20 protein-coding genes are annotated in these 25,189 nt (G+C 75.8%); 5 read left to right on the top strand and 15 right to left on the bottom strand.

Translation table 11 applies throughout. The features are described 5' to 3' along the window. Position 1 precedes the first annotated feature (1 nt). From Q6349_RS10035 to Q6349_RS10025, 3 genes are read left to right on the top strand one after another with little or no spacing between them, the layout of a single operon-like run. The gene (locus Q6349_RS10035; RefSeq protein WP_304603972.1) at positions 2-1,012 is read left to right on the top strand and encodes a hypothetical protein; all 1,011 of its coding nucleotides are present in this window, start codon (positions 2-4) and stop codon (positions 1,010-1,012) included. Beyond that, a complete protein-coding gene (locus tag Q6349_RS10030; protein ID WP_304603971.1) occupies positions 1,009-2,268 on the top strand; it encodes a DUF4255 domain-containing protein in 1,260 nt (419 codons plus the stop codon). The genes Q6349_RS10035 and Q6349_RS10030 overlap by 4 nt, the downstream gene beginning before the upstream one ends. After that, positions 2,265-4,181, top strand: coding sequence for an ATP-binding protein (locus Q6349_RS10025; RefSeq protein ID WP_304603970.1), 1,917 nt, complete (start codon positions 2,265-2,267; stop codon positions 4,179-4,181). The genes Q6349_RS10030 and Q6349_RS10025 overlap by 4 nt, the downstream gene beginning before the upstream one ends. Before the next feature lie 42 nt (positions 4,182-4,223). On the opposite strand, the gene Q6349_RS10020 is transcribed toward Q6349_RS10025, so the two are convergent. From Q6349_RS10020 to Q6349_RS09960, 13 genes are read right to left on the bottom strand one after another with little or no spacing between them, the layout of a single operon-like run. Continuing rightward, positions 4,224-6,227, bottom strand: a complete 2,004-nt coding sequence (locus tag Q6349_RS10020) for a DUF4157 domain-containing protein (RefSeq protein ID WP_304603969.1) — start codon at positions 6,225-6,227, stop codon at positions 4,224-4,226. After that, positions 6,224-7,411: a DUF4157 domain-containing protein gene (locus tag Q6349_RS10015; protein WP_304603968.1), complete on the bottom strand. Its 1,188-nt coding sequence runs from the start codon at positions 7,409-7,411 to the stop codon at positions 6,224-6,226. Before Q6349_RS10015 ends, Q6349_RS10020 begins: the two co-directional genes overlap by 4 nt. A gap of 9 nt (positions 7,412-7,420) precedes the next feature. Further along, positions 7,421-8,791, bottom strand: coding sequence for a DUF4157 domain-containing protein (locus Q6349_RS10010; protein WP_304603967.1), 1,371 nt, complete (start codon positions 8,789-8,791; stop codon positions 7,421-7,423). A 7-nt stretch (positions 8,792-8,798) separates the two neighbouring features. Continuing rightward, entirely contained in the window at positions 8,799-11,786 is a 2,988-nt protein-coding gene (locus Q6349_RS10005; RefSeq protein ID WP_304603966.1) for a DUF6519 domain-containing protein, read from the bottom strand. A gap of 1 nt (position 11,787) precedes the next feature. Further along, entirely contained in the window at positions 11,788-14,016 is a 2,229-nt protein-coding gene (locus Q6349_RS10000) for a phage tail protein (protein WP_304603965.1), read from the bottom strand. Continuing rightward, on the bottom strand, positions 14,013-16,463 hold the full coding sequence (locus Q6349_RS09995) for a baseplate J/gp47 family protein (protein ID WP_304603964.1): 2,451 nt from the start codon (positions 16,461-16,463) through the stop codon (positions 14,013-14,015). The genes Q6349_RS10000 and Q6349_RS09995 overlap by 4 nt, the downstream gene beginning before the upstream one ends. Continuing rightward, complete coding sequence (locus Q6349_RS09990) at positions 16,460-19,012, bottom strand: hypothetical protein (RefSeq protein ID WP_304603963.1); 2,553 nt, start codon at positions 19,010-19,012, stop codon at positions 16,460-16,462. The genes Q6349_RS09995 and Q6349_RS09990 overlap by 4 nt, the downstream gene beginning before the upstream one ends. Then, positions 19,009-19,413, bottom strand: a complete 405-nt coding sequence (locus Q6349_RS09985; protein WP_304603962.1) for a GPW/gp25 family protein — start codon at positions 19,411-19,413, stop codon at positions 19,009-19,011. The genes Q6349_RS09990 and Q6349_RS09985 overlap by 4 nt, the downstream gene beginning before the upstream one ends. Next, a complete protein-coding gene (locus Q6349_RS09980) occupies positions 19,410-19,733 on the bottom strand; it encodes a hypothetical protein (RefSeq protein WP_304603961.1) in 324 nt (107 codons plus the stop codon). Before Q6349_RS09980 ends, Q6349_RS09985 begins: the two co-directional genes overlap by 4 nt. Then, positions 19,733-20,251, bottom strand: coding sequence for a phage baseplate assembly protein V (locus Q6349_RS09975; RefSeq protein WP_304603960.1), 519 nt, complete (start codon positions 20,249-20,251; stop codon positions 19,733-19,735). Before Q6349_RS09975 ends, Q6349_RS09980 begins: the two co-directional genes overlap by 1 nt. Then, positions 20,248-21,399 (bottom strand): hypothetical protein, encoded by a 1,152-nt coding sequence (locus Q6349_RS09970; protein ID WP_304603959.1) that lies wholly within the window; start codon positions 21,397-21,399, stop codon positions 20,248-20,250. The genes Q6349_RS09975 and Q6349_RS09970 overlap by 4 nt, the downstream gene beginning before the upstream one ends. Continuing rightward, the gene (locus Q6349_RS09965) at positions 21,396-21,692 is read right to left on the bottom strand and encodes a hypothetical protein (protein ID WP_304603958.1); all 297 of its coding nucleotides are present in this window, start codon (positions 21,690-21,692) and stop codon (positions 21,396-21,398) included. Before Q6349_RS09965 ends, Q6349_RS09970 begins: the two co-directional genes overlap by 4 nt. A gap of 1 nt (position 21,693) precedes the next feature. Beyond that, positions 21,694-22,338 carry a hypothetical protein gene (locus Q6349_RS09960; RefSeq protein ID WP_304603957.1) on the bottom strand — a complete coding sequence of 215 codons (645 nt, stop codon included), beginning with the start codon at positions 22,336-22,338 and terminating at the stop codon, positions 21,694-21,696. Positions 22,339-22,537: 199 nt separating this feature from the next. Between Q6349_RS09960 and Q6349_RS09955 the strand changes: the two genes are divergently transcribed. After that, positions 22,538-23,326 (top strand): BTAD domain-containing putative transcriptional regulator, encoded by a 789-nt coding sequence (locus Q6349_RS09955; protein ID WP_304603956.1) that lies wholly within the window; start codon positions 22,538-22,540, stop codon positions 23,324-23,326. Here Q6349_RS09955 and Q6349_RS09950 read toward each other — a convergent pair. Both Q6349_RS09950 and Q6349_RS09945 read right to left on the bottom strand, forming a co-directional pair. After that, complete coding sequence (locus Q6349_RS09950) at positions 23,306-23,680, bottom strand: hypothetical protein (RefSeq protein ID WP_304603955.1); 375 nt, start codon at positions 23,678-23,680, stop codon at positions 23,306-23,308. The genes Q6349_RS09955 and Q6349_RS09950 overlap by 21 nt on opposite strands. A gap of 3 nt (positions 23,681-23,683) precedes the next feature. After that, positions 23,684-24,652, bottom strand: a complete 969-nt coding sequence (locus tag Q6349_RS09945) for a peptidoglycan-binding protein (RefSeq protein ID WP_304604449.1) — start codon at positions 24,650-24,652, stop codon at positions 23,684-23,686. Positions 24,653-24,813: 161 nt separating this feature from the next. On the opposite strand from Q6349_RS09945, the gene Q6349_RS09940 reads away from it, so the two are divergent. Beyond that, a complete protein-coding gene (locus Q6349_RS09940; RefSeq protein WP_304603954.1) occupies positions 24,814-25,182 on the top strand; it encodes a DUF2200 domain-containing protein in 369 nt (122 codons plus the stop codon). Positions 25,183-25,189 lie beyond the last annotated feature (7 nt).

Raw genomic sequence — 25,189 nt, 5'->3', positions numbered from 1 at the left:
CATGACCGACGTCTTCGACCGGATCGCCGGGCGAGCAGCGGTCTCGCCCGGTCCGCCGTCCCGTGCGGGGTCCGTGCGGCTGCGCCGGCCCCTGTCGTTCGCCGACGTCGCTGTCTCGCCCGATCCGCCGCCGTCCCGGGGCGCGGAGGAGTCGCGGACGTGGCCCGCGGCCGAGGAGGGTCGGCCCGCGACCTGGCCCGCGACGCCGGAGCAGCGACCGCACGAGGACGAGCACGAGGACGAGGACGAGGGCGGCCCGGCCCCGGCGACGCGCCACGGCACACCCCCGGCGGCACGGCGGGGGCGCGGCGCCATGCCGGTGGCGGACGATCCAGACCCGCGCTCGCCCGATCCGGTCGAGGCCCCGCCCTCCGACGTCCCTGCTGCCCGGCCCGCACCGGCCCTCGTCACGCCATCCGGTGCGCCGCCGCACGACGGCGGGTCACCCCCCGTCCCGGCGCCACCCGTCGACCCGGCACCGGGCGGTCCGCCCCCGTCCGTGGGCGCGGCCGTCGCCGCCGCGAGCGCCGCGGCGGCACGTCCCGCGGTCGAGGTGCCGTCCCGACCGCCCGAGGCGCCCCGCCCGCCTGCCGGTGTTGTGCCACCGCCATCCACCCGGTCCCACGACGCGCTGCCGGCAGCCGTGCGCCGGCCGGATACGCGTTCTTCCGGTACGGGTCCCGACCAGAGCCCGACCCCGCGTCCCGCCCGCCGTCGCCGGGTCGAGACGGCCGCTCCGCCGGGGCGGCCGCTCGATCCCGAGGAGCTCCTGCGCGACCACGTGGCGCCCGCACTGGTGGCGCGAGGAACCCTGACGTCCGACGAGGCCGCCCGGCTGGTCCCGGGCACGAGCGAGCTGCCGCAGGTGCCGTCCGGCGAGGTGCACGTGCACATCGACCGCGTCGAGGTCCGCCGGCCGTCGCCCGCGCCCGCCCCCATCTCGGGCGCGGCGGAACCCCGCCCGATCGACCACGCGGACTACCTCGCCCGGCAGCGGCGGCGATGGTCATGAGCAACACCCACGCGATCGCCGCCGTCACCTCGACCGTGCGCTACCTGCTCCAGCAGGCCGTCGACGCCGAGCCCGACCCCGTCGCCGGGCGCAAGGTCACCACCCTGAGCCCCGCGCGGCTCGGTGAGCTCGGGACCGAGACGAACCCCGCCAGCGGGCTGAACGTCTTCCTCTACCAGGTCACGCCCAACCATGCGTGGAACCTCACCGACCTGCCGACCCGCAGCCGCGGGGGCGCCGTCGTGCAGCCTCCGGTCGCGGCGCTCGACCTGTCCTACCTGATCACCGCCTACGGTGACGAGGCGGCGCTGGAGCCGGAGCGCTACCTCGCCCGCGCCGAGCTGGCGCTGGCGGCCAACCCCGTGCTGACCCGCGACGTCGTGGAGGACGCCACGGCGCTCTACGGCGGCGAGACCGGCACGACGTTCCTGCAGCGCGCCGACCTCGCGGACCAGGCCGAGGCCGTCAAGCTCAGCCCGACGCCGCTCTCGCTCGAGGAGCTCTCGAAGCTGTGGGGCGTGCTCGGTACCCCCTACCTGCTCTCCCAGACCTACACCGCGACGGTCGTGGTCCTCGAGGCCGAGGCGCCCCGCCGCCGCGCGCTGCCCGTCCGTACCCGCCAGATCGACGCCCGGCCCGTCGCCCGGCCCCGGGTCGTCGCGGTCACGACGGCCGACGGCGGCCCTGCGGTCACCGGGTCCGTGCTGGTGGTCGAGGGCTCCGGGCTGGCCTCCGCCCGTGCCCACGTGGAGGTCGGCGGCGTCCGGCTCACCCCCGACCCGACCTCGACCGCCGCGCGCATGACGGTCACGCTGCCCGCCGACGTCCCCGCCGGCGTCCAGCCCCTGCGCGTGGTTCACACCCGGCCCGCCGACCCGGCGACCGGCGAGCCCGAGCGCACGCTCGCACGCTCGGCCGCCGTGCCGCTGGTCGTCGTGCCCACCGTCGGAGCGGTGACGGCCGGCGCCGGTGAGGTCCACGTGCCGGTGCAGCCGCCGCTGGTCGAGGGCCAGCGCCCCGTCGTGGCGCTCGGCCGGTTGGTCGACCCGGCCGACCCGCCGGACCAGGACCAGCCGGTGGTCTCGTTCACGCTCGCTCCTGTGCCGCCCGGACCGGCGCTCACGGCGCTGGACGTGCCCGACGACGGGCTCGTGGCCGGTGACTGGCTGGTCCGGGTCACCGTCGACGGCGTGGACTCCGTGCCGACCCTGGGCACGGAAGGAACCTACGACGCCCCGGCGGTGACGATCCCGTGACCCTCGCGCCGGACGACACCGACCCGGGAGCCGCCGCGCAGGGATCGGCGCCTGACCCGCCGGACGACGACGGAGCCCGCCGGGACCTCACCGTCGCCGAGCTGGCCGTGGTGCGCGCGCACCTCACCGGCACCGACCCCACCCCGGCGGGCCGTGCGCTCGCCGCGCTCCGGAGAGGCAGCCACGCGACCGCACCGCTCGACGAGATCGCCCAGGGCCTCGGCCTCTCGCCGTTCGAGCGGGCCACGTTGCTGCTCGCCTGCGGACCCGAGCTGGTCGGCGCCGTCGGCCGCGAGCTCGCCGAGCGCTTCGGGTCACCCCGCGCGACGTTCGGCACCGCGCTCGAGCTCCTGCCCGGCGCCCACTGGGACGCCGTGACCCACCGCGGTCCGCTGCGGCGCTGGCACCTGGTCCGCCTCGCCGACCCGGACAGCGTGGTGGCCGGGCCCCTCGTCCCCGACGAGCGCGTCGTGCACCACCTGGTCGGCCTCGACGTCCTCGACGAGCGCCTCGAGCTCGCCAGCAGTCCGCTGGAGGCCCCGGTGCACCTCACCGCGACGCCGGCCCGGGTCGTCGCCGACGTCGTCTCCCGGCGACGCGCCGGACCGGTGCTCCTGCGCGGGCCGCAACCGCGGAGCGCGAGGGCGCTCGCGGCCGCCGCGTGCCTCGCCGCCGGCGTGCGGCCGCGTCTGCTGGGTGCCGACGTGTTCGCCGACGCCCCGGTGCCGGCGACGGTGCGGCGGCTGGTCCGTGAGTCCGTGCTCGGACGGGTCGGGTGGGTGCTGGACGTCGACGACCTGCCGGTCGCGACGGCGCGCGTGCTGGGCCCGCTCCTCACCGGGACGACGGCGCCCGTGCTGCTCGTGTCGTCGAACCGTCCCGACGGCGTCGCCGAGGCGCTCGGGACGAGCGTGGTGGAGGTCCCGCGGCTGGGGCCGGGGGAGCGCCGCGACCTGCTGACCGACGCCCTGGGGCGAGCCCGGGTCGGCGTCGCCCCCGCCGAGGTCGACCGAGCCGCCGGGGCGTTCGACCTCGCGCTGCCGGACCTCGGTCCCGTCGCCGAGGAGACGGCGCGGGTGGGCCTGTGGGAGGCGTGCCGGCGCCGTCCCCGGGCGGGCGTCGGCACCCTGGCCCGCGTCCGGACGACGCGCGCCGGGTGGGACGAGCTCGTGCTCCCCGAGCGGCAGCTCGACCAGCTCCGGGCGCTGGCCGCGACCGTGCGGCACCGGGCGCGCGTGCTCGACGACTGGGGACTCGGGGCCCGGTCGGGGCGGGGCCGCGGCACGGCCGCACTGTTCGCCGGCGGCAGCGGCACGGGCAAGACCTTCGCCGCCGAGGTGATCGCCCACGACCTGGACCTCGACCTCGTGCACGTGGACCTGTCGCAGGTGGTGGACAAGTACCTGGGGGAGACGGAGAAGCGGCTGGCGCGGCTCTTCGACGCCGCCGAGGACGGCGGCATGGTGCTGCTGTTCGACGAGGCCGACGCGTTGTTCGGGAAGCGGTCGGAGGTCAAGGACAGCCACGACCGGTACGCGAACGTCGAGGTCGGCTACCTGCTCCAGCGGCTCGAGGCGTTCGGCGGGCTCGCCGTCCTGACGACGAACGCCCGTTCCGCCCTGGACCCGGCGTTCACGCGGCGACTGGCTGTCGTCGTCGACTTCCCCTCGCCGGACCGGGCGTCCCGCGAGCGCATGTGGGACCTGAGCCTGCCCGCAGCACTGCCCCGAGCGGACGTGTCGCTCGCGCGGCTGGCCGACGCCGACCTGACCGGCGGGGCCATCGCGGCGGCGGCGCTGCAGGCCGCCTACCTCGCTGCCGCCGACGGCGGGGTGGTGACCATGGACCACCTCGGGCAGGCGGTGCGCTGGGAGCTGGCCAAGACGGGACGGGTGGCCTCACCTGTCCGCTGAGCGCCGACGACGCACCCGCTCGGTCGGCGCCGTCGGGCTGTGTCAGGGGGCGCCGGCACCGTGGTCCGGATCCGCCGGTACCGCGGCGGGGGTGCTCCCGATGCCGCCCGTTGCCGACACCGTGTCGCCGGTGGTCGGGACCGCTCCGGGGTCCGGAGGCGGGGAGGGATCGGCCACGGCACCGGTACCGGTCGTGAACAGCGGGGGCCGGGGGTTCAGCTCGAAGTGCATGAAGTCCTGGTTCGCCGTGCCGAGCCACTTCAGGTTGCCGGCGTCGCTCCCCGTGAGCGCGGCGACCAGGAGGGGAGGGAGGTTCAGGAACCCGTGAGCGGCCACCGAGCCCCGGGTGCCCTCCGACGTCGCCCTGACGTGCCCGGTGGCGGTGCGGGTGCGCACGTTCCTGAACGTCGCGCGGTATGCGGTGCCGATCCGTTCGAGCGCCTCCTCGACCGCGGTGATCGGTGCCGGCGGCGCCGGTGGGTGGGCACCTGCGACGGGTGTCGACGCCTCGGGCCAGACCGCCGTCCGGAGCGCCGCGGCCCGAGGGCGCTCGCGGGTGAGCACGAGCGCCGCCACCAGCGGGTCCCCGCTGGGGAGGGCGGGCAGCGCCGGCCTCGCCGCGGCGCGCGCGGCGTTGGCCAGGCGGAGCAGGACCGGGGCCAGCGAGGCGTCGTCCGTCATGGCTGCCACGTAGGCGTCGCTCGCCGCCCGGAGGGACCTGGCTGTCGTCGTGACCTGCGCCGCGGTCCGCCCGACGGTCGTCCCCGGCCGCGGGTTGACGCCGGTCACGTCGGCCACGGCGTCCAGTCCGCCGCGACGGGAGATGTTCGGGTTCCGCGGGGAGTCGATGTCGATCGCGAACCCGAAGCTGTGGTCGGACAGGCGGTGCGTCGCGTTGCGGTTCTCCCGGACGTTGGCCGCCCAGGTGCTGCGCCCGAGCACCGTCCGGATGGCGTCCGTCGTGGCGGTCCGCTGCGCCACGGGCAGAGCGGTGAGCTGAGCGGTGAGCCAGGTGTCCGCGCGGGCGAAGGCGGCGTTCAGGTCGGGATGGACCTTGGTGTTGCGCGTGACGTTACGGAAGCTCGCCGGCTGCAGCGCCGTGAAGTACGCGTCGGCGCGGGCCAACGCCGTCCGGGTCCCGGCGACGAGGCCGCCGAACTCGGTGATGATGCCGAGACGCACGTCGTCCCACGTGCGTCCGGAGTCGATCATCGACAGGACGTGCGGGACGAGCGTTCGTTCGGCGGCGATCTGCTGTGCGCGGTCCACGGCCGCTCCTGGCGCGGCGACGGCGGTGTGCGGACGAGCGTCGGTCACGAGCCCGTCGAGGATCTCCTGCAGCACGCGGCGGCGGACGGCGTTCGCTGCGCTCTTGTCGCGACGGTTCCGCGGGTTGCGCAGCTCCGTGTCGATCGTCGTCAGGTCTGCGGTGACGGCGGTGCCGTACAGCGTGTCGTGCAGCGGCTGTCTCGGGTCTCCGGCACGCGGCCGGCGGTGCGTGCGGCGCTTGATGATCTGTCGGGTCAACCGGTCCACGAGGTCGGTGGCGTCCGTGGTGCCGACGAGGGGTGCGGCCGCCGCGCGCACCGCGTCGCGGACGTTGTTCCCGGCCTCGTCGGCGAGCTCCTGGGGCGTCGGCGGCGTCGGTGCCGATGCCGGCACCGGTGCGGACTGGACGGGTGCCTGCGCGCCGTGGGTCTGCTGCTGAACACCTCCTGGCGCTCCGGCGGTGGTCGCGGCGGCGGTTCCCGGTCCCTGCTGCGCCACGTGCGCCAGCTCGTGCGCGAGGAGACGCTGCCCCTCGATCGTGTGCGGTGCATAGCGCCCCGGCGCGAAGAAGATGTCGTGGCCCCGCGTGACGGCCTGAGCACGTGGCCCGACCTCCGCCGCCGCGTCCGCGTGGACCCGGACCGCGGAGAAGTCGTGACCGTACAGCGCCCCGTAGGTCGCAGCTATCGCCGCAGGCAACGCCACGCCACGGGTCGGGGTTTCGGGTGCGAGGTCCCTCTCGGGTGGCTCGGGAGCGAGCTCGTGGTCGACGCTCACCTCGTGCGCCTCCGGGGGTGCCCGAAGGCCTCGGCGAGTCCCGGGACCACTCCTGACCGCGCGAATGCCAGCACGTCGAACGTCACCATCACCCGGACGTCGGCGACACCCGGGACCTTCGGCCCCCCGGGCAGGGACTGCCGGGACTCCACGAACCCGGTGTCGGTCGGGAACAGTCGGGGTGCTTTCAGCAGGCCCGGGTAGGTGCCGCCCCCGATGCTGAGCCCGGGGAGCAGGCCGAGCCTGCCGGTCCCTCCGACGAGACGAAGCGACCGCGTCGCGGGGTCGTAGTCCCACGTGAGGTCCGCGGTCAGGCTCAGTCCCTTCCAGCCGACCTTGTCGCCACCGAGCTCGAGCACGTCGGTCAGGTCGAACCCGGTCCTGAACGTCCACCGCGGCGACGTCGCGTCGGGCATGGTGTAGCTGAACGTGTGCAACGTCGCGTAGGGGATGAGCCCGGCGGGCGCCGCCAGGTTGACGCCGGACAGCGCCTTGCGGCCGGCCGGATCGCTCAGCATCGCGCCGCCCGCCAGACCGACCGCGCCGGCCCCGAACGTGATCAGTCCAGCCTTCTCGCCCGTGGACAGCGAGCCCCACTCGCGCTTCGCCCGGGAGCCGACGGCGTCGGTGACGGGCTCGACGAGCTCCTTCTTCACCTTCTCGTTCTTGAGCAGCTCCTTGCCGACGGTCCTGAGCCCGCCGGCCAGCGCGTCCTCGTCCTTCGTCGGGGTCTCGGGCGGGGTGGTGCCGTCGTCGAGCTGGGGGCCCGACGCCGCACGCGGGGCGACGTGTGCACGCCCTCCCGCCGCGACCCGGGCCGCGGCGGCGTGGGCGGCGTGCTCGCCGCCCCGGTCCGGCGTCGTCCCCGACGGCACGCGCCCACCCTGCTGGACGACGTGCGCGAGCTCGTGCGCGAGGAGGCGGTCGCCCGTTGCCGTCCCGGGCGCATAGGTGCCGGGGGCAAAGGTGATGTCGGTCCCCAGCGTGTACGCCCGCACCCCGCGAGCGCGCGCCGCGGCGCCCGCGCGCGCGTCGGTGTGGATGCGTACGGCCGAGAAGTCATGGCCGAGACCGCTCTCCATGGTCCGGCGTGTCGACGGGGTCAGGGCGGCGCCCGCCGGCACGGGGCGTGCCGGTGCCCGCTGTGGCGAACGCGGGGCCGGTACGGGAGAGGGGGTCGGCATGGTCGCTCGCTAGGGCATCCGTGTCATGGCCACGCGGACCTGCGTCCGCTGGCCGATGCTGGTGAGCTCGGTCCAGTCGATGGCCCGGATCGCGGTTCCCTCCGCGGGCGAGCGGGCGCTCCGGACGATCGCCACGATCGCCACGATGTCGTCGTCCGAGACCCACCCGCCCATCAGCGTGCGGATGGCGGTGAGCTTGTCGGCGAGCGGGAGCCGCGCGATCTCGGCCGCCGAGTGGCTTCCCACCCAGGAGCGTACGCGGTCGTCGTCGTCGAACCCGTAGCTGCTGACCGCGTTCTCCGCGGCCAGGTCCGTCAGGTTCCGGCTCTCGAGGGTGCCCCCGTGCCTGGCCATGATGTTGCTCTCGTAGCCGGGGTCCACGGCCGTCGTCCGATCGCCGCCGAAGCGACCCATGATCTTGCTGATCAATCCCTCCGAGTAGCGGTCGGCCAGCCCGATGACGTGCCCGAACTCGTGCGGAGCGACCCAGGTGTACACGTTCGCGCTGGATGCGTTGAGGGTCATCGCGCCGCCGCTCACGTTCGAGGGACCGGCCATCTGCTGGATCGTGATCTGGGTGACGTCGGCCGCGGGCGTCCCGGGGGCCCGGTACCGCACGACGACCTGGGTGACCACCGACGAGCCGTCGGGGAACGCGACGGTCCACATCTGGTTGATCGACTGCTGGATCTGCGCGGCGCGCGCCGCCGTCGCCTCCGGGCCGGACACCTCCATCGTGCCGAAGATCCGGATCGTGCTGCCGTTCCGGTCGATGAGGAGGCCGAGGGCGGGACTGAACCGTTCCACCGGCAGGCCGTCACGTTGCATCGTCCGCGTGCTCGCCGCCGGCCCTGCCCCCACCCCACCGTGGTGCACGGCGGCGGGCAGCCCCGCCGCGACGCGCGACCCCGCCGCCCGTGCGACGTGCTCCGAAGGGTCACGAGCGCCGCCGATCGACAGGCCGCCGGAGCGGCCGTGGTCGTCCACGGCGCCGGTGCGTTGTTGGACGACGTGGGTCAGCTCGTGCGCGAGGGTCCGCCTCCCGTCGCCGGACTGCGGGTCGTAGGTGCCCTTGCCGAACACGATGTGCGAACCGACCGTGTAGGCACGTGCGCCGAAAGTGCGCGCCGCGACCTCGGCCGCGGTGTCGACGTGGATGCGGACGTCGGCGAAGTCGTCGCCGAAGCTGCGCTCCATCGCGGACCGTGTCGCCCGGTCGAGGGCGTTGCCGGGCCCTGGGACAGGGTCGCGGTGCGGCTGGACGTGGGACAGGTCGTGGTCCGGGAGCGACCGAGGACCGCTGGCCGCGGTGGCGTCCTTCGAGGGGGCCGACGGCGTCGGTCGCCCCTCGCGTCCGGGTGGCGTCTTCGTCCGATGCATCGGCGCCTTACCTCTCCGTCGCAGAACTCGCGGCCCCCCGCGAGACCCGGACGCGGAGCACGTCGTCCGAGAGCAGCTCCGTGCCCAGCACGGTGTTGCGGCGCACGTCCGGTGCGTCCTCCTCGACCACGTCGAGGGTCACGCCGGCGTCGACGGCCCGGCGCTCCACGAAACCGAGGGTGCGGCCCGGGAGGTCGTCCAGGGGCAGCCGCGTGACGCCCCGTCGCTCCGACAGGCGGGTCAGCAGCCGGCCGGTCTCGGTGCCGAACCGTGTCAGGTCCAGCCGTCCGGACGAGGGGCCGACCGCTTGCGTCCCCTCGTCGCTGAACCAGAACCACGTCTCGAACCGGCCGCCGGTCACGGCGTCGGTGCTGGGCAGGACCAGCCGGGTCCGGCCCTTGTCGTCCAGGACGGTGTCGGTGTGGCCGTTGAGGTGCGTCCCGTCGTCCTCCCCGAGGACGGCCCATCCGTCGAGCTGGAACCGCAGCAGCAGCGGCACCACCGGCTCGGCCAGCTGGCCGGCCTCCTTGAGCTCGCGCAGCCGTTGGAGCACGTCGGCGAGCACGGCGCTGAGGGGACGGACGGACCACCACACGATGAGCGGCCCGTCGGCGTTGGTCTCGCCCGCGATCTCGACGGTGCGCCGCGCCCACGCCGGCGCACCGAACATCTCCGTCTCGGGCCCGGCGGGCCAGGGCAGGTCCAGCAGGAGGCGTGCCACGGGCTTGCCCTGGACGCTGGCCTGCTGCACCGGTGCGTCCAGCCCCACGGCGATCCCGGACGTCTGGGTGCCGATGTCCGCGAAGTCGTAGGTGTGGTCGTTGACCAGCTCCGTGCCGGTGAAGAACGTGACCTCCTGCACGTGGACACCGCCGACCCGTGACCCGGGCGGGTCGAGCTGTGCCGTGACCCGGACCGTGGCTTCGTCGCTGTCGGGGAGGGCCAGGGACAGCACGTCGCTCGCCGGCGACCCGGGCGCCGCCGAGGAGAACGAGGGCTGCCATGCGAAGGCCGCGACGCCGGCCTTGTCCGTCGTGGCGGTCGCGGACGCCGCCGCACCCGCCGTACCCGAGAGCTTGCCCGGCACCGCACCGTCGCCGGGCACGACGAGCACGAGGGCGCCCTTGCTCGCCGTCGCCGTCACGCGGGCCCCGACGACGGGGCCGCACGGGCTGTCGACCGCCACCCGCACCGCCCGCGGCACGGTGGCCCCGGGCTCAGCCACCTCCTGGCCGTCGCCGCCGAGCAGCCGGAGCGACGGCGTCGTGGCCAGCTGGTCCAACGCCTCCTGCACGGTGCCGGTCGCACCGAATGCCGGGCACGGCGGCGTCCAGGCGACCTCCTTGGCCACGCTGAGCCGGCCGGTGACCACCACGTCCACGCCGACGGCGGCGCCGTGGTCGTCCTCGCGGTGCGCCACGAGGGTCTGCGTCGTGGGCGCACCGGTGCCGGCGAGGAGCGTCCACCAGACCTCGGCCACCCCGTCGGCGTCGGTGCGGACGGTCAGCGGCGTCGTGGCGGGCGTCGGCTCGTCCGGGTCCCGCAGCATGCCGCCGTCGGGCGCCGAGACGTGCACGGGCGCGCCGACGACGGGCAGACCGCCGTTGCGCACCACGAGACGCACGGGCTGCGCCAGCTCGGAACCGGGCAGCGCCTCCTGGCCGTCGCCGCCGACGAGGTCGATCGAGACCATCTCCGTCAGGGCGGGGAACAGGTGGCGGCAGTCGCCCACGAGCGTCCACCCGGCCGAGGTGCGGTCCAGCACCGCCAGCGCGGCGGAGTGCCGCACCGGCCCCAGCGGCGGCAGCGCGACGGAGCCCGCGCCCGACCACGGCCACTCGACGGTGCCGTGCGTGGCCACGACGCCGTAGGCCAGGCGCGAGGTGCGGGCCGGCACCAGCCAGTAGTCCCCGACGGCCGGCTCCCCGCCCGCCGGGAAGGACACCTCGATCCCCGCCTCGAGCGCCGCGTAGGTGGTCTTGACGTCGGTCGGCGGACCCTCCCAGCGTCGGACGAGCGGGGTCCCGCCGACCTCCGCGAGCGAGGCCGGGTGGGAGCCGTCGAGCCAGTCGACGTGCAGCTCGGTGTCGAACTGGTCGGTGACCTGCGCCATCCACCCGGGCAGCCCGCGCACCTGGCGCTGCGGGCTCGTGACCTCGACCCAGTCGTCCTGGCCGATCGACAGCTCGTCGTCGCGTCCGGTGCGGTCGACGGTGAGCTGCGCCAGCGTGCCGTTCAGCGGCGAGTCCTCGAGCTTGTCGAGCCCGGCGACCACGGACCCGTTCTCGCGGGACCACACCCAGCGTGCCGTGCCGCCGACCACGTCGTGGACCTCGACACGGTAGAGCTGGTTCTCCAGACGGGTGAAGCCTCCGCCGGAGGTGATCGAGCAGGGGTCGTCGGTCGCGGCGGCCTGCTGCAGTCGCACCCTCAGCTTGCGCGGGGTCCGCGCGCCGGCGCCCGCCACGTCCGAGCACACCTGGCCCGGCGCGGCGGCGTCGAGCCGCACCTGCCAGACGGTCTGCGTGCGCAGCGCGGTGTCCGGGCCGCCGAGCGCCGACTCCAGCAGCTCGGGCCGCTCGTCGGGGGTGACGAGGCGGTCGAGCACGTCGAGGCGGACGGCCCAGCGCCCGGTCCCGGGTTCGCCGGGTTCGAGGTACGGCTGGTCACCCAGGGGCACCGTCGCCGCCGACTCCACCAGCACGCCGTCGACGTAGTAGCGGCCCCCCGTCACCGCGAGGTCGCCCCACGCGGTGCCCGACGGCGCGAGGCCCGTGGAGTCGTCGACGACCGCGAACGGCCCGGGCCCTCCGTCGTGCGGGGCCGGGCCGCCGTCCGCGCCGACCACGTCCGCGGTGCGCGTCTCGTCGTGGTGAGCCGCGATCGAGGCCTGCTCGTTCCACTCGGCGTCCAGCAGCACGCGGCCCTGCTGCAGCAGCACCGAGCGGTAGCCCTTCGCGGGGTCGAACGTCCAGCGGGTGAGGTCTGCGTGCATGTCAGCTCCCGAAGATCCCGATCTGCATACCCGCCGGCACGTACGGCTCGACGAGACGGCGGGCGGCGTCCGTCCGCAGGGGACGCCGCAGGTGGTGGTGGACGCCCATCTCGGCGCCGCCCTCGCCGCCCCGGCGGATCGCCACCGGTGCGGTCGCGGAGAGGGCGGGGTAGGACGGCGAGGCAGGGTCGAGGGACGCGTAGGCGGGCCCGGGCGCACCGTCCGCGTCCGCGGACGGCACGCACCGGAACCGGCGGGGGGTGCGCGACCCCGGGCCGAGGTAGGAGAACCGCGCGCAGCCGCGCTGACGGTCCTCCACGGTCACGACGCCGTCGCAGATGCTGGAGGTGACGTCGAGCAGGCGGCACCCGACCTCTCCGCGCAGCGTCGAGCCGTCGATCCTCGTGTGCGCGCCGTCGGCCCGGACGGCGGGGCCGGCCGACCCTCCGGCCAGGACGGCCAGGCCCGGGTCGACCACGCTGTCCGCGAGCCGCAGCCCCGGCACCGTGCCGACGAGCTCGACGCCGCCGACCATGCTGCGCACGACCGTGACCTGCAGCGCCCGGTTCGCGTCGCCGGCGGTTCCCTCGACGAGCACCCGGCCCGCCACGGTGCACTGGCTCACCGTGAGGGAGGTCAGGTTCCCGGGCCGGACGCGCACGTCACCGAGCACCACCAGCCCGTCCAGCAGCAGCGCGCTGCCCTCCGCGCCGGTCACCAGGACGTCCCCGACGACGCGCGGTCGCAGACCGGTCGGCGCGTAGACGCCCGGGACGGGCGCCGCCACGTCGCCGGACAGCAGGGTGCGCGCCTCCCACGCGGCGGCCACCACGACGAGTCGCGAGTCGGCCGGCACGGCGAGGTCGACGTCGCCGACGTGGTCGGTCGGGTCGGCCACGGAGACGACGCGGGTGCCACCGGGGTGCGACGCCGCGTCCGCGGCCCAGCCGTCCGCGACGGCGGCGACGGCGTCGGCGATGGTGACGACGTCCGGCGCGGCCGGGCCGCCCGGCACGCCGGCCTGGGCGTCGACGCGGTCGCGGCGGTCCTCGACCGCGACGAACGGGTCGCCGTCGAGCGCGTCGTCGTGGGCCGCGGACCGGTCGTACGTCCCCGCACCGACGTCGGCGACGGCCCCCGCGGCGTGGTCCACGTCGAAGACGTGCACGCCGTGCACGGCGGGGTCGTACGGGTCGCCGTCGAGGTACGGCTGGATGCGCCCGGCGACCGGGTCCACCACCACCTGCCAGCCGTCGAGCGCCTGCGTCGGGTCGTCGTCCCCGGTGTCGGCGGTGTCGTCGCCCCGGCGGGCGAGGCCCTCCAGACCGCAGACGCGGAGGCGGACGGGCGGCAGGGCGTCACCGTCGTCGACCCGGACCGTCACGGGCAGGGTCCCCGGGGTGGCCGTGCCCTGCCGCGCGCCCCGCAGCAGGGCGAGGAGCCGTCGCGGGCGCAGCGGGACCGGAAGGTCTGGTTCACCGGCCAGGTGCTCGATCGTGTCCTCGGTCGCCGGCGGGAAGAACCACGGGCACGGGCGGTCGAGCGGGTGGGTGAGGAGGTCCGTGCCGACCGGGTGCGCGCGGGTCCCGGTCACCTCGTACACCTGCGACGGGAACACGAACACGCCGATGTGCGGGATGCCGTAGCGGCCTCGGCCTCCCGTCGGACCGGGGTCCACCCGGCGCACCTCCGCGGTGTGCGCGCGGGTGGTGAGAGCGCCGTGGGCGAGCCCGTCCGCCTCGAGCTCGACGCCGCCGGCGTGCCGCAGGGACGCCAGCGCCGGCCGGTCGGGACGCACGTGGTTGACGTGCGCCGTCGTGGCCAGGAGCCGGTAGAACTCGACGGCCCGTGCGGGCCAGCCGGTGACGTCGCGGACCACCTGCTCCAGCACGGCGACCGTGCCCTTGCGCTGCCGGTAGGCGACGGTGTTGGCGACGACGGCCCGACGGCTCACGCCGGCGCCGCTGCCGGTGCCGAGGTCGCCGGGCAGCGAGTCGAGCCCCACGAGGTCGGCGAGGTAGGGCACCACCCACTCGGGTGCCGTCTCCACGAACCAGGCGTCGTACAGCGCGTCGAGGTCGTCCTCGACCCGGGCGAGCTCGCCCGCGACGGCGCCGAGCAGGGCGCGGACCAGCCCGCCGGTCTCGGCGTCGCGCTCCATGACGTGGGCGGGCAGCAGCGCCGCGAGGTAGTCGGTGCGCTCGTCGCGGCGTGCGTCGTCGACGGTCATGTCCGCACCCCCACGTCGAGCAGGCCGGGCACGAGCCGCAGCGCCCGGGCGGGCCGCACCGTGCGGGTCCCCGTGTCCCAGCGGGCCGGCTCGGCGGTGAGCAGGGCGTCGTCCCCGACCGGTCCCCGGAGCACGGGCATCGTCGCCGAGAGCACCCCGTCCACGGAGGTCGCCGCGACCAGGACCGCGGACGCCGCCAGCGGCGCGCCCAGGTCGAGCCCGCCGAACGTGTCCAGGAGCGCGGCCGTCACGGCGTCGCGGACGGCGTCGCGCTCGTGCCGGGGGTCCACGTCGAGGGTGAGCTTCGCGGCCACGTCGACGACCTCGCCCGCCACGACGGTCCACGGCGTCCGGCGGTCACGGGCGTCCTCCAGCGTGGAGCGCAGGTCCGTGATCAGCGCACCCGACGCCGGACCGCCGTCGGCGGCCAGGACGGACACCACCACCCGGTCCGCCCTCCCGTCCCAGACGAGGTCCGCGCGCGCCCGTCCGACACCCGAGTACGCGCGGGCGAAGTCGGCGTGGTCGGCCACCGAGACCGCCCGGTCGAGCGTCCGGATCCGCTGCGGGGCGTTGACCCGCGCCTGCCCGAGGTCCTCCGGGCCCGCCCAGTCGCGCGCGGGGGCGAGGTTGGCGACCGTGCCGATGCCGCGGGGACGCCGGACCGGCAGCGAGACCTGACCCGTCCCGGCCGCGCCGTCGGGACCGATCCCGACGCGGTAGACGGCACGCACGTTCTCCGTGCCGGAGGGCAGCCGTGCCCCGTGGGCGCCGTCCCCGAACGTCACCGTGCCGAGTCCCTCCGCGTCCAGCCGCAGCACGTAGACCTGGTCGTGCGGACCCGCGTCGAGCAGGGACGGGACCTCGCGCCAGGCGACGTCCTCCACGAGGACGGTGAGGTCGGCCACCGCCCCGTCCGCCGCCGTCGTCGAGCGGACGTGGGTCAGCGGCCCGCGACGCAGGCGGAACCGGGGGAACGCGACGCGGCCGTCGCCGCTGCCGAGCACCTGGTGCACGGTCTCGCCGTGGGTGGCGGGGACGAGGTTGGCCCGCACCACCACGGTCCCGGCGTCGTAGGCCTGGGTCAGGGCGGGGTCGAGGACGAGCCGCTGGCCGCCGCCCGGGAGCGCCGTGGAGGCGACGACGACGGCGGTCTCCACGCCCGGGGCGCCGGTGGTGGTCCGGCCGGTGACGGCGACCAGCCGTCCCGCCGGCAGCGGCGGCGTGGTGCCCGCGACGTCCAGCACCGTCGCGGAGCTCCCGGGTGCGGCGCCGACGGAGTCGAACCGCGGCATGACGGCCGCCGACAGGGGCCGGGAGACCGCGTGGACGACGGTCTGCCGACGGTCGAAGCCCGCCAGGTTCTCGTCGATGTCGAGCCGCAGCCGGGTGATCCGCCCCGACAGGCCGAAACGCTTGTCCCCGTCGGGGGTGGCGTCCTCCACCCGGTAGGCCTCGGTGAGCCCTGGCTGCTCCAGCACCAGCCAGGACCCGGGCACGACGTCCGGGTGGTCGCCGGCGAGCTCCACGAGCCGCGGGCCCACGGAGTTCGCCGCGAGACCGGACCAGTCGTCGCCGGACGGTACCCGGGGCGGCCGGAAGTCCGCGCTGAACATCTGCGGGTCGGGCGCGTCGTGACCGAACAGGGCGAGACGGCGTGCCAGGCGGAAGACCTGCACGTCGTCCTCGGCGACGAGCGGGGTGGAGGCGCGGAAACCGATCCGGCGGTCGAGCCGGATCCTCGTCCAGCCGGGGTGGGCGGCGGGTGCCACCTCGACGGCGGTCACCCGGCGCAGGTCCCACCGCTCGGTGTCCGGGCCGTGCGGGTCTCCCGGTCCGACGCCCGCGCGCTCGGCCCCGACGACCAGCAGGCGGTCGTCCACCTGGACGCCGGGGGTCAGGGTGGGCAGCCAGACGTCGGTCACGCTCCAGCCCAGCGGCTGGGGGACCGTGGCGAGCGCGGGCACCGCGTTCCACGCGGCGACCGCCTCGAGCTCGGCCGAGGTCTCGAAGACCTGCGGCAGGGCGTCCGGGGCCGGGATCGTCCGCACCGGAGAGCCCGCCGGGACGTGCACCGTGGCCGGTGCCCCCGGCGCCTCCTCGACGTCGAGCGCGAGCTCGGTCCGGGCGGCGACGCCGGGCCGCGTCTCGTAGCCGATGGTGCGGGCCAGCTCGCGCACCGAGAGCCCCTCGGTGGCGGTGCGCAGGAACCCTTCCTGCGCGATGCGCTCGGTGTAGAACGACACGACGTCGGTGACGACGGCCCACGCGTCCAGGAGCACGGCCGCCGGGTCGTCCGCGCCCGGTGCGGGCAGGGTCCGGCGCATCCGTCGCAGGGCCGCGCCGTGCGGGGCGACACGCCAGCGCAGGGCGCTGAGCCCCGGCGCGTTGGTGACCGGCTCCTCGTCCCCGCAGCAGCAGCCCGGGCCCTGGCAGTCGCACGTCATGACCCACCTCCCAGGTGGACCACGACGCGCCCGGCCTCCGGCTCGTTGACGTCGCTGTCGCAGCGCAGGAGCTCGCGGGGCTGCATCACGATCACGCCGGCGGCCAGGTCGGCGGCCGCCTGCGCCCGGGTGGCACCGGCACGGGTGAACCGGTCCGGCTCGACCCACGCCACCCCGTCGACCGCCGTGGCGGTGGCGACGACGTCCGACAGCCGCAGGGGGTCGCCGAAGGTGAAGCGGTCGGGGTGGAAGAAACCGCGCCGTCCGTCGGTCCCCACCCCCGACGAGAACACCTCGCGCAGCCGCTGCTCGACGTCCTCGCGCGGATAGCCGGGCCGGACGCAGCCGGTGAGCACGAGGTCGAGCGGCACGTGCACCGGTCGCTCGAGCTCGACGTCCACGCCCGCCGTCCGGCGCACCTCGAGCTCGGCCGTCACCGCCGCGCGCAGGGACTCGTCGTCGGCGCCCGCCAGGGGGTCGAGCGTGACCTCCTGGGCGTACCACGAACCGGTCCACCGGCGTCGCGAGACCGCCCGCTGCGTGCCGGGGTCGAGCTCGGCGACCACGGCGTAGTCGCGCGAGGTGACCGCCCGGCGCTGGGTCCGGAAGGCCGCCGGCGCGAGCTGGCGCACCTGCTCGAGCGACTCCGGGGCCGCCCCGCCCGAGGACGGCAGCGGGTTCCACACCACGGGCGGGGGACCGGTGAGCACCGCGTCGGGGCGCGCCGCGGGCAGCACCCTGACCAGGCGCCCGGCGCCGACCCGCCCCTCCGGGCCGCCCCCGATCCGGTAGGTGGCGCGCAGCTCGCTGCCGGGCGTCGGACGGCGACCGTTCAGCCCGTCGCCGAACCGCAGCCGGGAGACGCCACCGGGCTCCGGCTCGACCACGACGTGCGCCGCGAGCCGCCCGCTGCCCACCAGGTCCGGCCGGGGGATCCACTCGCGGCGCCCGTCCCACAGCGACATCGCCGCGCCCGCACGGGTCGGGTCGGGGGAGAGCAGGGCGCTCGCGGAGGCGGCCTCGGGCAGCCGCGGGTCCACCGGGGCGAGCCCCGGTCTGCGCAGGCGCGGGCGGTACGCGCGGGACGCCGGCACGGACGGGGGGACGAGCGGCTCGCCCACGACCGTCGCGCCGTGGTCCGCCACGACGACGTTCGCGAGCGCGACCGCCCGCACGGCGGCGGGATCCCCGGCGCGGACCTGGAGCGGGCCGCGCAGCGCGTCGTCCCGGGACCAGACGAGCTGCCACACCGCGACGCCGTGGAGCTCGTCCTCGAACCGTTCGGCGTCGCGCACGAGCCGCACCGCGTAACGCCGGTCCGGCGGCCCGGCGCCGGGCGTCCCGTCGGCGGGCTGCTCGGCCAGCACGAGGAGGTCACCGCGCCGCAGCCGGGGATCCTCGGTGAGGCCGGTCGCCACGAACGCCGCGGTGGTCCCGGCCGGCAGGCGGTGGTCGGATCCGCCCCACGCGTACAGCGGCAGCGCGTCGCGGACGGCCCGCACGGTGAGGCGCGTCATCGTCTCGTACACGGTGGCGCCCTGGTCCGCCGCGTCGAGCGGCGACCCGGCCTCGACGCGGCCCGGCAGGTCCGTGACGGGAGTGCCGGCAGGGACCTCGACGACGTCCTGGCCGGAGGGGGTCGTGAAGGCCAGCAGGGCACGTGCCGAGCATCCCTCGTGCACCGTGTAGCCGAGGAGGCGGGCGTGCCGTCGCACGGAGGTGCGGCGCCGTGCCGTGCCGAGGTACGCCTCGACGGCGACGGCGTCCTGCCAGGCGGCCAGGCGGTCGCCGACAGCGGCGAACAGCTCGACCAGCATGACGGCGGGGTCCGCGGGCCCGTCGTCCGTCCACCCCGGCAGCAGGGTCGCGACCCGGTCCAGCAGCCGCGTGCGCAGGCCCTCGTAGTCACGGGCGAGGTAGTCCCCGGGCAGCAGGTCCTCGTCCGTCGGTGCGCCGGGGGTCCCGGGCGCGCAGTCGAGGTCCGTGGGGCAGTCCACGGTGAAGGTGAACGGCGCGGTGGCCAGCGCGACGTCGAACCCCGGGGGAGGGGCGGAGCCCGCGGCGTCGGCGGAGTCCACGAGCCGCAGCGTGTACGTCGACCAGTCGCCCGGGGACGAGGTGCGCACGACGAACGCGCGCGCACGGGCCTCCGTGTCGGGCTGGCCGGCCGGGTCCCGGAGCGCCCGGTCGACGAGCTCGCGGTCACCGGCGCCGACGTGCGGCAGCGCCGGGTCCGGAAGAGGCACGGTCGGGTCGAGGACCCGTTCGGCCGGGTAGGCCCACTCGACGGCGACCGGGTTGAGGGCCGGGTCGGAACGCACCCCGCCGAGCACCTCGACGCGGTCGGCGCCCCAGTCGGCGGGGACGGGGCCGTTGACCAGGTGCACCAGCAGGGTGCGCTGCTGGGGGGCCGACGGCACGTACCCGGCCGACCCCCGGTGGTTGGAGAGCACCTCGACGAAGTCGACGCCGTCGAGGCCCGGCACCCCGCGCACCTGCGCACGGCGCGACTCCTGGTCGACCGCGGCGAGGAACCCCCCGGCGCTCACGGGGCGCCTCCCGAGACGGTGACGGTGCGGCGCTCCTCGGGTGCCGTGGCGGACAGCGGGAGGTACTCCACGACCACCTCGAGCCGCGAGTCGACGGACGTCACCCGGACCTCCTCGACCTGCAGGAGATCACCGAGCCAACGCTGGAGGGCGCCGTGCACCAGGGCCTGGGTGGAGTGGGCGAGTGCGTCGTCGGTCGGGGCGAACACCAGTCGGCCGACGCCGCTGCCGAAGTCCGGCCGGTTGACGCGTTCGCCCGGCGCCGTGAACAGCACCTGCTCGACGAGCCCGCGGACGTACTCGGCGTCGTCGGCCATGGCCGTGCGGCCCCGGCCGTCGAGCCGCAGCGGGAACGCGAGGTGCCTGGGGGCCCACGCGCGGCGGGGCACGTCGTCGGTCACGTCGCACGCACCCGCGGCTGGGTCTGGCGCACGATCAGGGGTGTGCCCGTGGGCACGCACTGCCCGGGCGCATGATGGAGGGCGAGCGGCTGCCCGGTCGACGTCACGCGGACGCTCCCCGTGGTGAACGTCCCCGTCACGCACGGGCCGTTGCCGGCGCTGGGCGGAGGGAACGTGCAGCCGGCCACCGTCCAGGGCGAGGACAGGAGCACGGCCGGGGTCCCACCGAGGCGCACCCGTGCCGCCGGCACGACGGCCGTGGCCGCGCCCTGGTGCGCGCACGCGACGGAGGAGGCGGTGGTGAGGAGGAACCCGGGCATCAGGTCACCTCCAGCGCACCGTCGTTGATCGACACGGAAGCGGCGGTGAGCGCGATCTTGCTGGCCCCGACGGAGATCTCGACCCCCGACGCGGTGGCCTCCACGGCGATCGGGACCGCGACCGCCGGCGGGTCGACGCTGATCCGCACGCCCCCGGCCCCCGGCACGTCGCTGACCTCGACGGTCACCGCCTCGGTCCGCAGCACCTTGAGCTGGGGGACCGCCGGGCTCGCCGGCACCTCCCCGAGGCCCCAGAAGCAGCCGGCGAGGATCGGCTGGTCGGGGTCGCCCGCCTCGAACTCGACCCACACGCGCGCCCCGCGGGGCGGGACGAGGAAGAGCCCGACCTGGTCTCCGGCGTACGGCGTGCAGGGCATCGCCCAGCTCAGCGTGCCCTCGCCGAGGACCGCCGGCACCGAGACCTGGACGCGTCCGAGCTGCATCGGGTCGAGGTCGTTCTCGACCGTGCCGCGGTACTTGCCGTAGAACCGGCGGGGCTCGCCGGACGGTTCGCTCATCGCACCCTCACCACCGGCACCGTCGAGCCGAGCCCGTCGCGGGTCAGCGAGAAGTCGGCCGTCCATGCGCCCGGCCGCACCTGGTGCACGACCCGGCGCACGTACCAGAGCCCGTCGTGCGACCAGCCGGCGCCGCGCAGCCCGACGAGGGCACGCGGCCGCAGCACGTCTCCGTACACCGCCCCGTCGAGCATGCCGTCGCACGTCACGGCGTCGGCGGCGCGATCGGTGGTCGCCTGCGCGCGGGCGAAGGCCGTCACGGCGCCCACGCCGGAGTCGCGGAACTGGCGGACGCGCACGTCGCCGGCGTGGGTCGCCCAGGTCGGCATGGCCGTCTGCGGGACGCGCAGCGGCGCCACGGTCCGCACGGGGAGGGTGACGCCGGTGCGCCGGTCCATGACCCGCCCCTCCTGGACCTCGGGCGTCAGGGCGTCCTCCCGGAAGCGGAGCGCGCCGATGACGTTGGTCGCGGGCCCGCAGTCGACCGCGAGCGCCGGTTGCGGCAGTCCCTCGCGGACCGGCGGGCCCCAGTACAGGGTCGAGAGACCGGGGAACGGGCCCGGCACCATGCAGCACACGTACCCGTGGCGCCGGGCGAGGAGCTGCAGGTGGGACCAGTCGGTGCCCTGCTGCGTGGGGGTGCGCTCGATCGGCAGCGGCGGGTCGAGGTCGGCCGGCGGGACGACGAGCGGGGCGACGCCGTGCACCGCGTACCCGGCGGCGATCGCCAGGGCCTGGAGGGAGTCCTCGAGGGCGACGTGCTCGGCCGAGCGCTCCCGGCGGTCCAGCAGCACCGACAGGTCGTGACCCGTGACCCGCAGCTCCGCGGCCGACGCGGTGCTCCCTGGCGTGAGCTCGGTCTCGGTGACGATGCCGTCGGCGAGGACGTGCGGGACGACGCCGGTGGTCAGCACCACGACCACGCGCGAGCCGGGACGCAGCGGCGACGTCGGCCCCAGGACGGGGGTGTCGAGGGCGCCGAGGGGGCCGGAGCGCCCGGCGTCGAGGACGACGGTGAAGGCGGACCGGTCGTGGTCGGACTCGGTGACCGTCACCGACACCACCCGCGCGGTCAGGTCCGGCGGCAGGGGCACCGGCACGGTGGCGCCGGCGAGGAGGGTGACGTGGCAGCCGAGGTCGCCGGTCATCGCGCCGTCCCCGGGAGCGGCACGACGATGCGGGTGCCCGCGGCCTCGGCGTCGACCAGGGAGTCCGGGTCGAGCGCGGTGTTGGCGTCGCAGAGCCGCCAGAAGCCGAGCGGGTCGCCGGTGAGCCGGGCGCTGAGCAGGTCGAGGCGGTCCCCGGGGACGACCGTGTGCCGGGCCGGCGACGGCGGTGCCTCGGGAGGGAAACGTCGCCGCAGGTAGCGCACCTGTCGACGGCTCCCGTCGTCGGCGACGACCTCCAGGGTCGTGGTGGGCACGTCGGCGTACCGGGACATCTCAGGCACCCCCGGCCAGGGCCGCGACCCCGTGGGCCCCGCCGAGCGTCGCCAGCGCCTCCTTGGCCACCTGGTGGGCGAGGAACACGGCGAACCCCGGGTCGGTCGGGGCGAGGTCGTCGTAGGTGAGGACGTCCAGCGTGAGCTCCGCGGTCGCGCGGGTGGGCAGGAGGGTCGTGGGGTCGAACGTCTCCTCGGTCACGTCGAGCTCCTGGACGGTGACCGGGACGACGAGCCCGGGGCCCCAGGCGAGCACGGCGAGCCGCGCTCGCGGGGGCACGACCTCGATCGTGCCGGCGGCGAGCAGCGCGACGTTCGCCACGACCGACGCCACCGCCGGGTACAGGAGCATCTCCAGCACGGCGAGCCCGGCCGCGACCCCGGAGGGGCTCGACGCCGGGTTCCCGACCTCCATCTCGTCCGCGGCGTCCAGCTCGATGCGCAGGGAGATCCGCTGGGTGGGGGCACCCCAGATCCGGTCACGGTCCGAGGAGCCCGTCCTGCCCTCGGGGGTCCGACGGCGCAGCGTCCGGCGCACCTGGTCGGGGTTGTACTGGAACACGGCCACGCGGGAGAGCGCACCGAGCGGTTCGACGGCCACGACGGCGCCGGGGACCGTGCGGGGGCTGCCCGGGAAGGTGCTCATGGGGCCGATCCTGCGCGGTGCGACGTCACCGCCCCATCACCCCGCCGTCACGGCGGACGCGGGCGGGGTGAAATGGAGGTCCGCGCCGGTGAGCGGGAGGGACGTTCGTATCATGGACGGAGGGCACCGGCTCCTTCTTGGTGTCGTGGACGTTCGCCGGCGGCCCCACGGGCCGCCTACCCGCCCCCGGGGGTGACGCGTGTCGCAGCAGAAGAGGACCCGCTCGCCGTCGCGCCCTGCCCCCGTCGTCGCGATCAGCCTGCTCGGCCCGTTCGGCATCGACGTCGACGGGAAACCCGTCTCGCTCCCCGTGGGAGCGCAGCGCCTGGTCGCCATGCTGGCCCTGCGCGGCCGGCTGGGTCGCAGCCGGCTGGCGGGGATGCTCTGGCCGGACACCCAGGAGCAACGGGCCCTCGCGAGCCTGCGCACGGGGATCTGGCGCGTCAATCAGGCGGCGCCTGGCCTCGTGGCCGCCGCCCACGGCGTGGTCGAGCTCGGGCTGGGTCCGGACGTCGACGTCGACCGGCTCATCGCGGCGTCGCGCACCCTGCTGGGAGATCCGGACGCGCGGGTGCAGGCCGACGAGGGCGCGCCCGAGCTGGGCGGCGACGAGCTCCTGCCCGACTGGGACGACCCGTGGCTCGAGACCGAGCGGGAGCGGCTGCACCAGCTGCGGCTGCACGTCCTGGAGGCCACGGCGGCGCGGCTGGCCGCGGCCGGGAGGTTCGGCCTCGCGCTGGAGGCGGCACTCGCCGCCCTGCGTGCCGACGAGCTGCGCGAGAGCGCGCACCGCACGGTGATCTCGATCCACCTGGCCGAGGGCAACGTGGGCGAGGCCTGCCGGGCGTACGACGCCTGCTGCACGACGTTGCGCACCGAGCTCGGCATCGAACCGTCGCCCACCGTGTCGGGACTGCTGGGCGCCGTCGCGGCCCCGCCCCAAGGCGCGCAACCGTCGCCCCGACGGCTATCCGTCCCCGGGCGTTGAGCCCCGCAGCTCCTCCGGGCTCGGGTCACCCAGATCCTCAGGGGTCGGCTCGTCGTCCACCGGCCCGGCGGCCATGACGAGCGCCTCGTTCTCGGCCTCGTAGTCCGGGGTGGGTTCCACGACGTCCCGCGCCGGTCGCAGCACGCCGACGTCGCCGAGGGCGAGGCCGAAGGCCGGGTGGACGCGTTCGGCCAGCACCGTCACCAGGACGGCGTAGGCGCCCGCGGCGACCGCGGTGGCGACGACGTCGGGTCCCGCGTCGTCGGCGTCCCGGCGGACGAGCCGGGCGATCGTGCCTCCGGCCAGCGCGGCGGTCGTGGTGCGCAGGGCGAGGTGGGACAGGTCCGGGATCATGGGTCAACCCTTCGCGATGAGCGCGGCGACGGTCTTCGGCCCGATGACGGCGTCGGCCTCGACCCCCAGCCACCGTTGGATCTGCTTCCACCGGCTCGCGAACACCGACCCCGCGACGCCGTCGACGGCGGACCCGCGCAACCCGCCGATGCGCTGGGCGATCTGGACGGCGCTGCCCCGGCTCCCGGTCCGGACGCCGCTGGTGGCGGCGTACCAGGTCTTCGGCCCGACGACGCCGTCCGGCTCGAGGCCGTGGCGCTTCTGCCACTGCGTGGTCGCGTCGTGGAGGGTCCCGTCGAACGCCGTGCCGGTGCCGGGGTCGGAGCCCTTCTCCGCCGTGAGGAACTCACGCCACAGCGCGACCCAGGCACGCTGCCTGCTGCGACGCTTGATCGTCGGCGGTCGCGCCGGCTTGCGTCGGGGAGCCTTCTTGGCGCGGGGCTTGCCGCCGCCCTTCGCGCGGTCGGCGGCCGGGTCGTAGACGAGGTGCCAGGGCTCGCTGACCCGGCGCCCCTCGGTCTCGGTCCACCCGTAGGTCTTGAGGATCGGGTAGGCCTTGACCCGCCGGGCGTTGCCGAACTCGCCGACGCCACCGAAGTCGTTGACGTCGACCGCCAGCCCCCAGCCGTGGTTGGAGAACCCGGGGACGGCGGCGGCTGCACCCGACACGCGCCCGTACTTCACGCCCCGGTAGAACCGGTAGTCGCGGAACGGGCTGCTGGCACCGCGGCGGTAGCGCTGGAAGAAGAAGAGCTCCTGCTCCGCCCGCGAGCGGTTCCATCCGCGGACCGTCAGGTCGAGGCCGGTCTCGGACCGGACCTGCCGGATCGCGCGGTTCCACGAGCGCGCCGCATCCTTGCGCAGGTACGCGCGGGAGCGCCCCGAGGTGCCGTGCACGCCCCGCGGGGAGAGCTCGCTCAGCACCGCGGACGGCAGGTCGCCGTTGCTGAAGGTCCTGCCTCCGAATCGCATGGTCGTCACGATGTCGCCCCTCGACTCGCTCCACGGCGCGACCGGTCGGTCCGCCCTCCCGCCGATGCTCGTCGGGGCTCGTCACCGCCGTGTCACGCGCATGTCACGCCCGCCGTGCGACGATGACGTCGACCGGCCGGACGGCGACCAGGAGGCGGACGATGGCGGGCCACCGCATCTTCAGCACGAGCTTCGCGAGCATCTATCCGCACTACGTGGCCAAGGTCGAGCGCAAGGGGCACACCGTCGACGAGCTCCACCAGGTCATCACCTGGCTGACCGGCTACGACGAGGCCGGGCTGCAGCGGGTGCTGGACGACGAGGTCGACATGGCCACGTTCTTCGAGCGGGCACCGCGGATGAACCCGCACGCCTCGCTCATCACGGGCGTGATCTGCGGGTATCGCGTCGAGGAGATCGAGGACCCCCTGATGCAGCGGATCCGGTACCTCGACAAGCTCGTCGACGAGGTGGCTCGCGGCAAGAAGATGTCGTCCATCCTGCGTCAGCCCACGGCGACGGCACCCTGAGCGGCCC

Source organism: Isoptericola sp. 178 (assembly GCF_030586525.1).
GTDB classification, from domain to species: Bacteria; Actinomycetota; Actinomycetes; order Actinomycetales; family Cellulomonadaceae; genus Isoptericola; species Isoptericola sediminis.
This window is presented reverse-complemented; position numbering and strand designations above follow the sequence as displayed.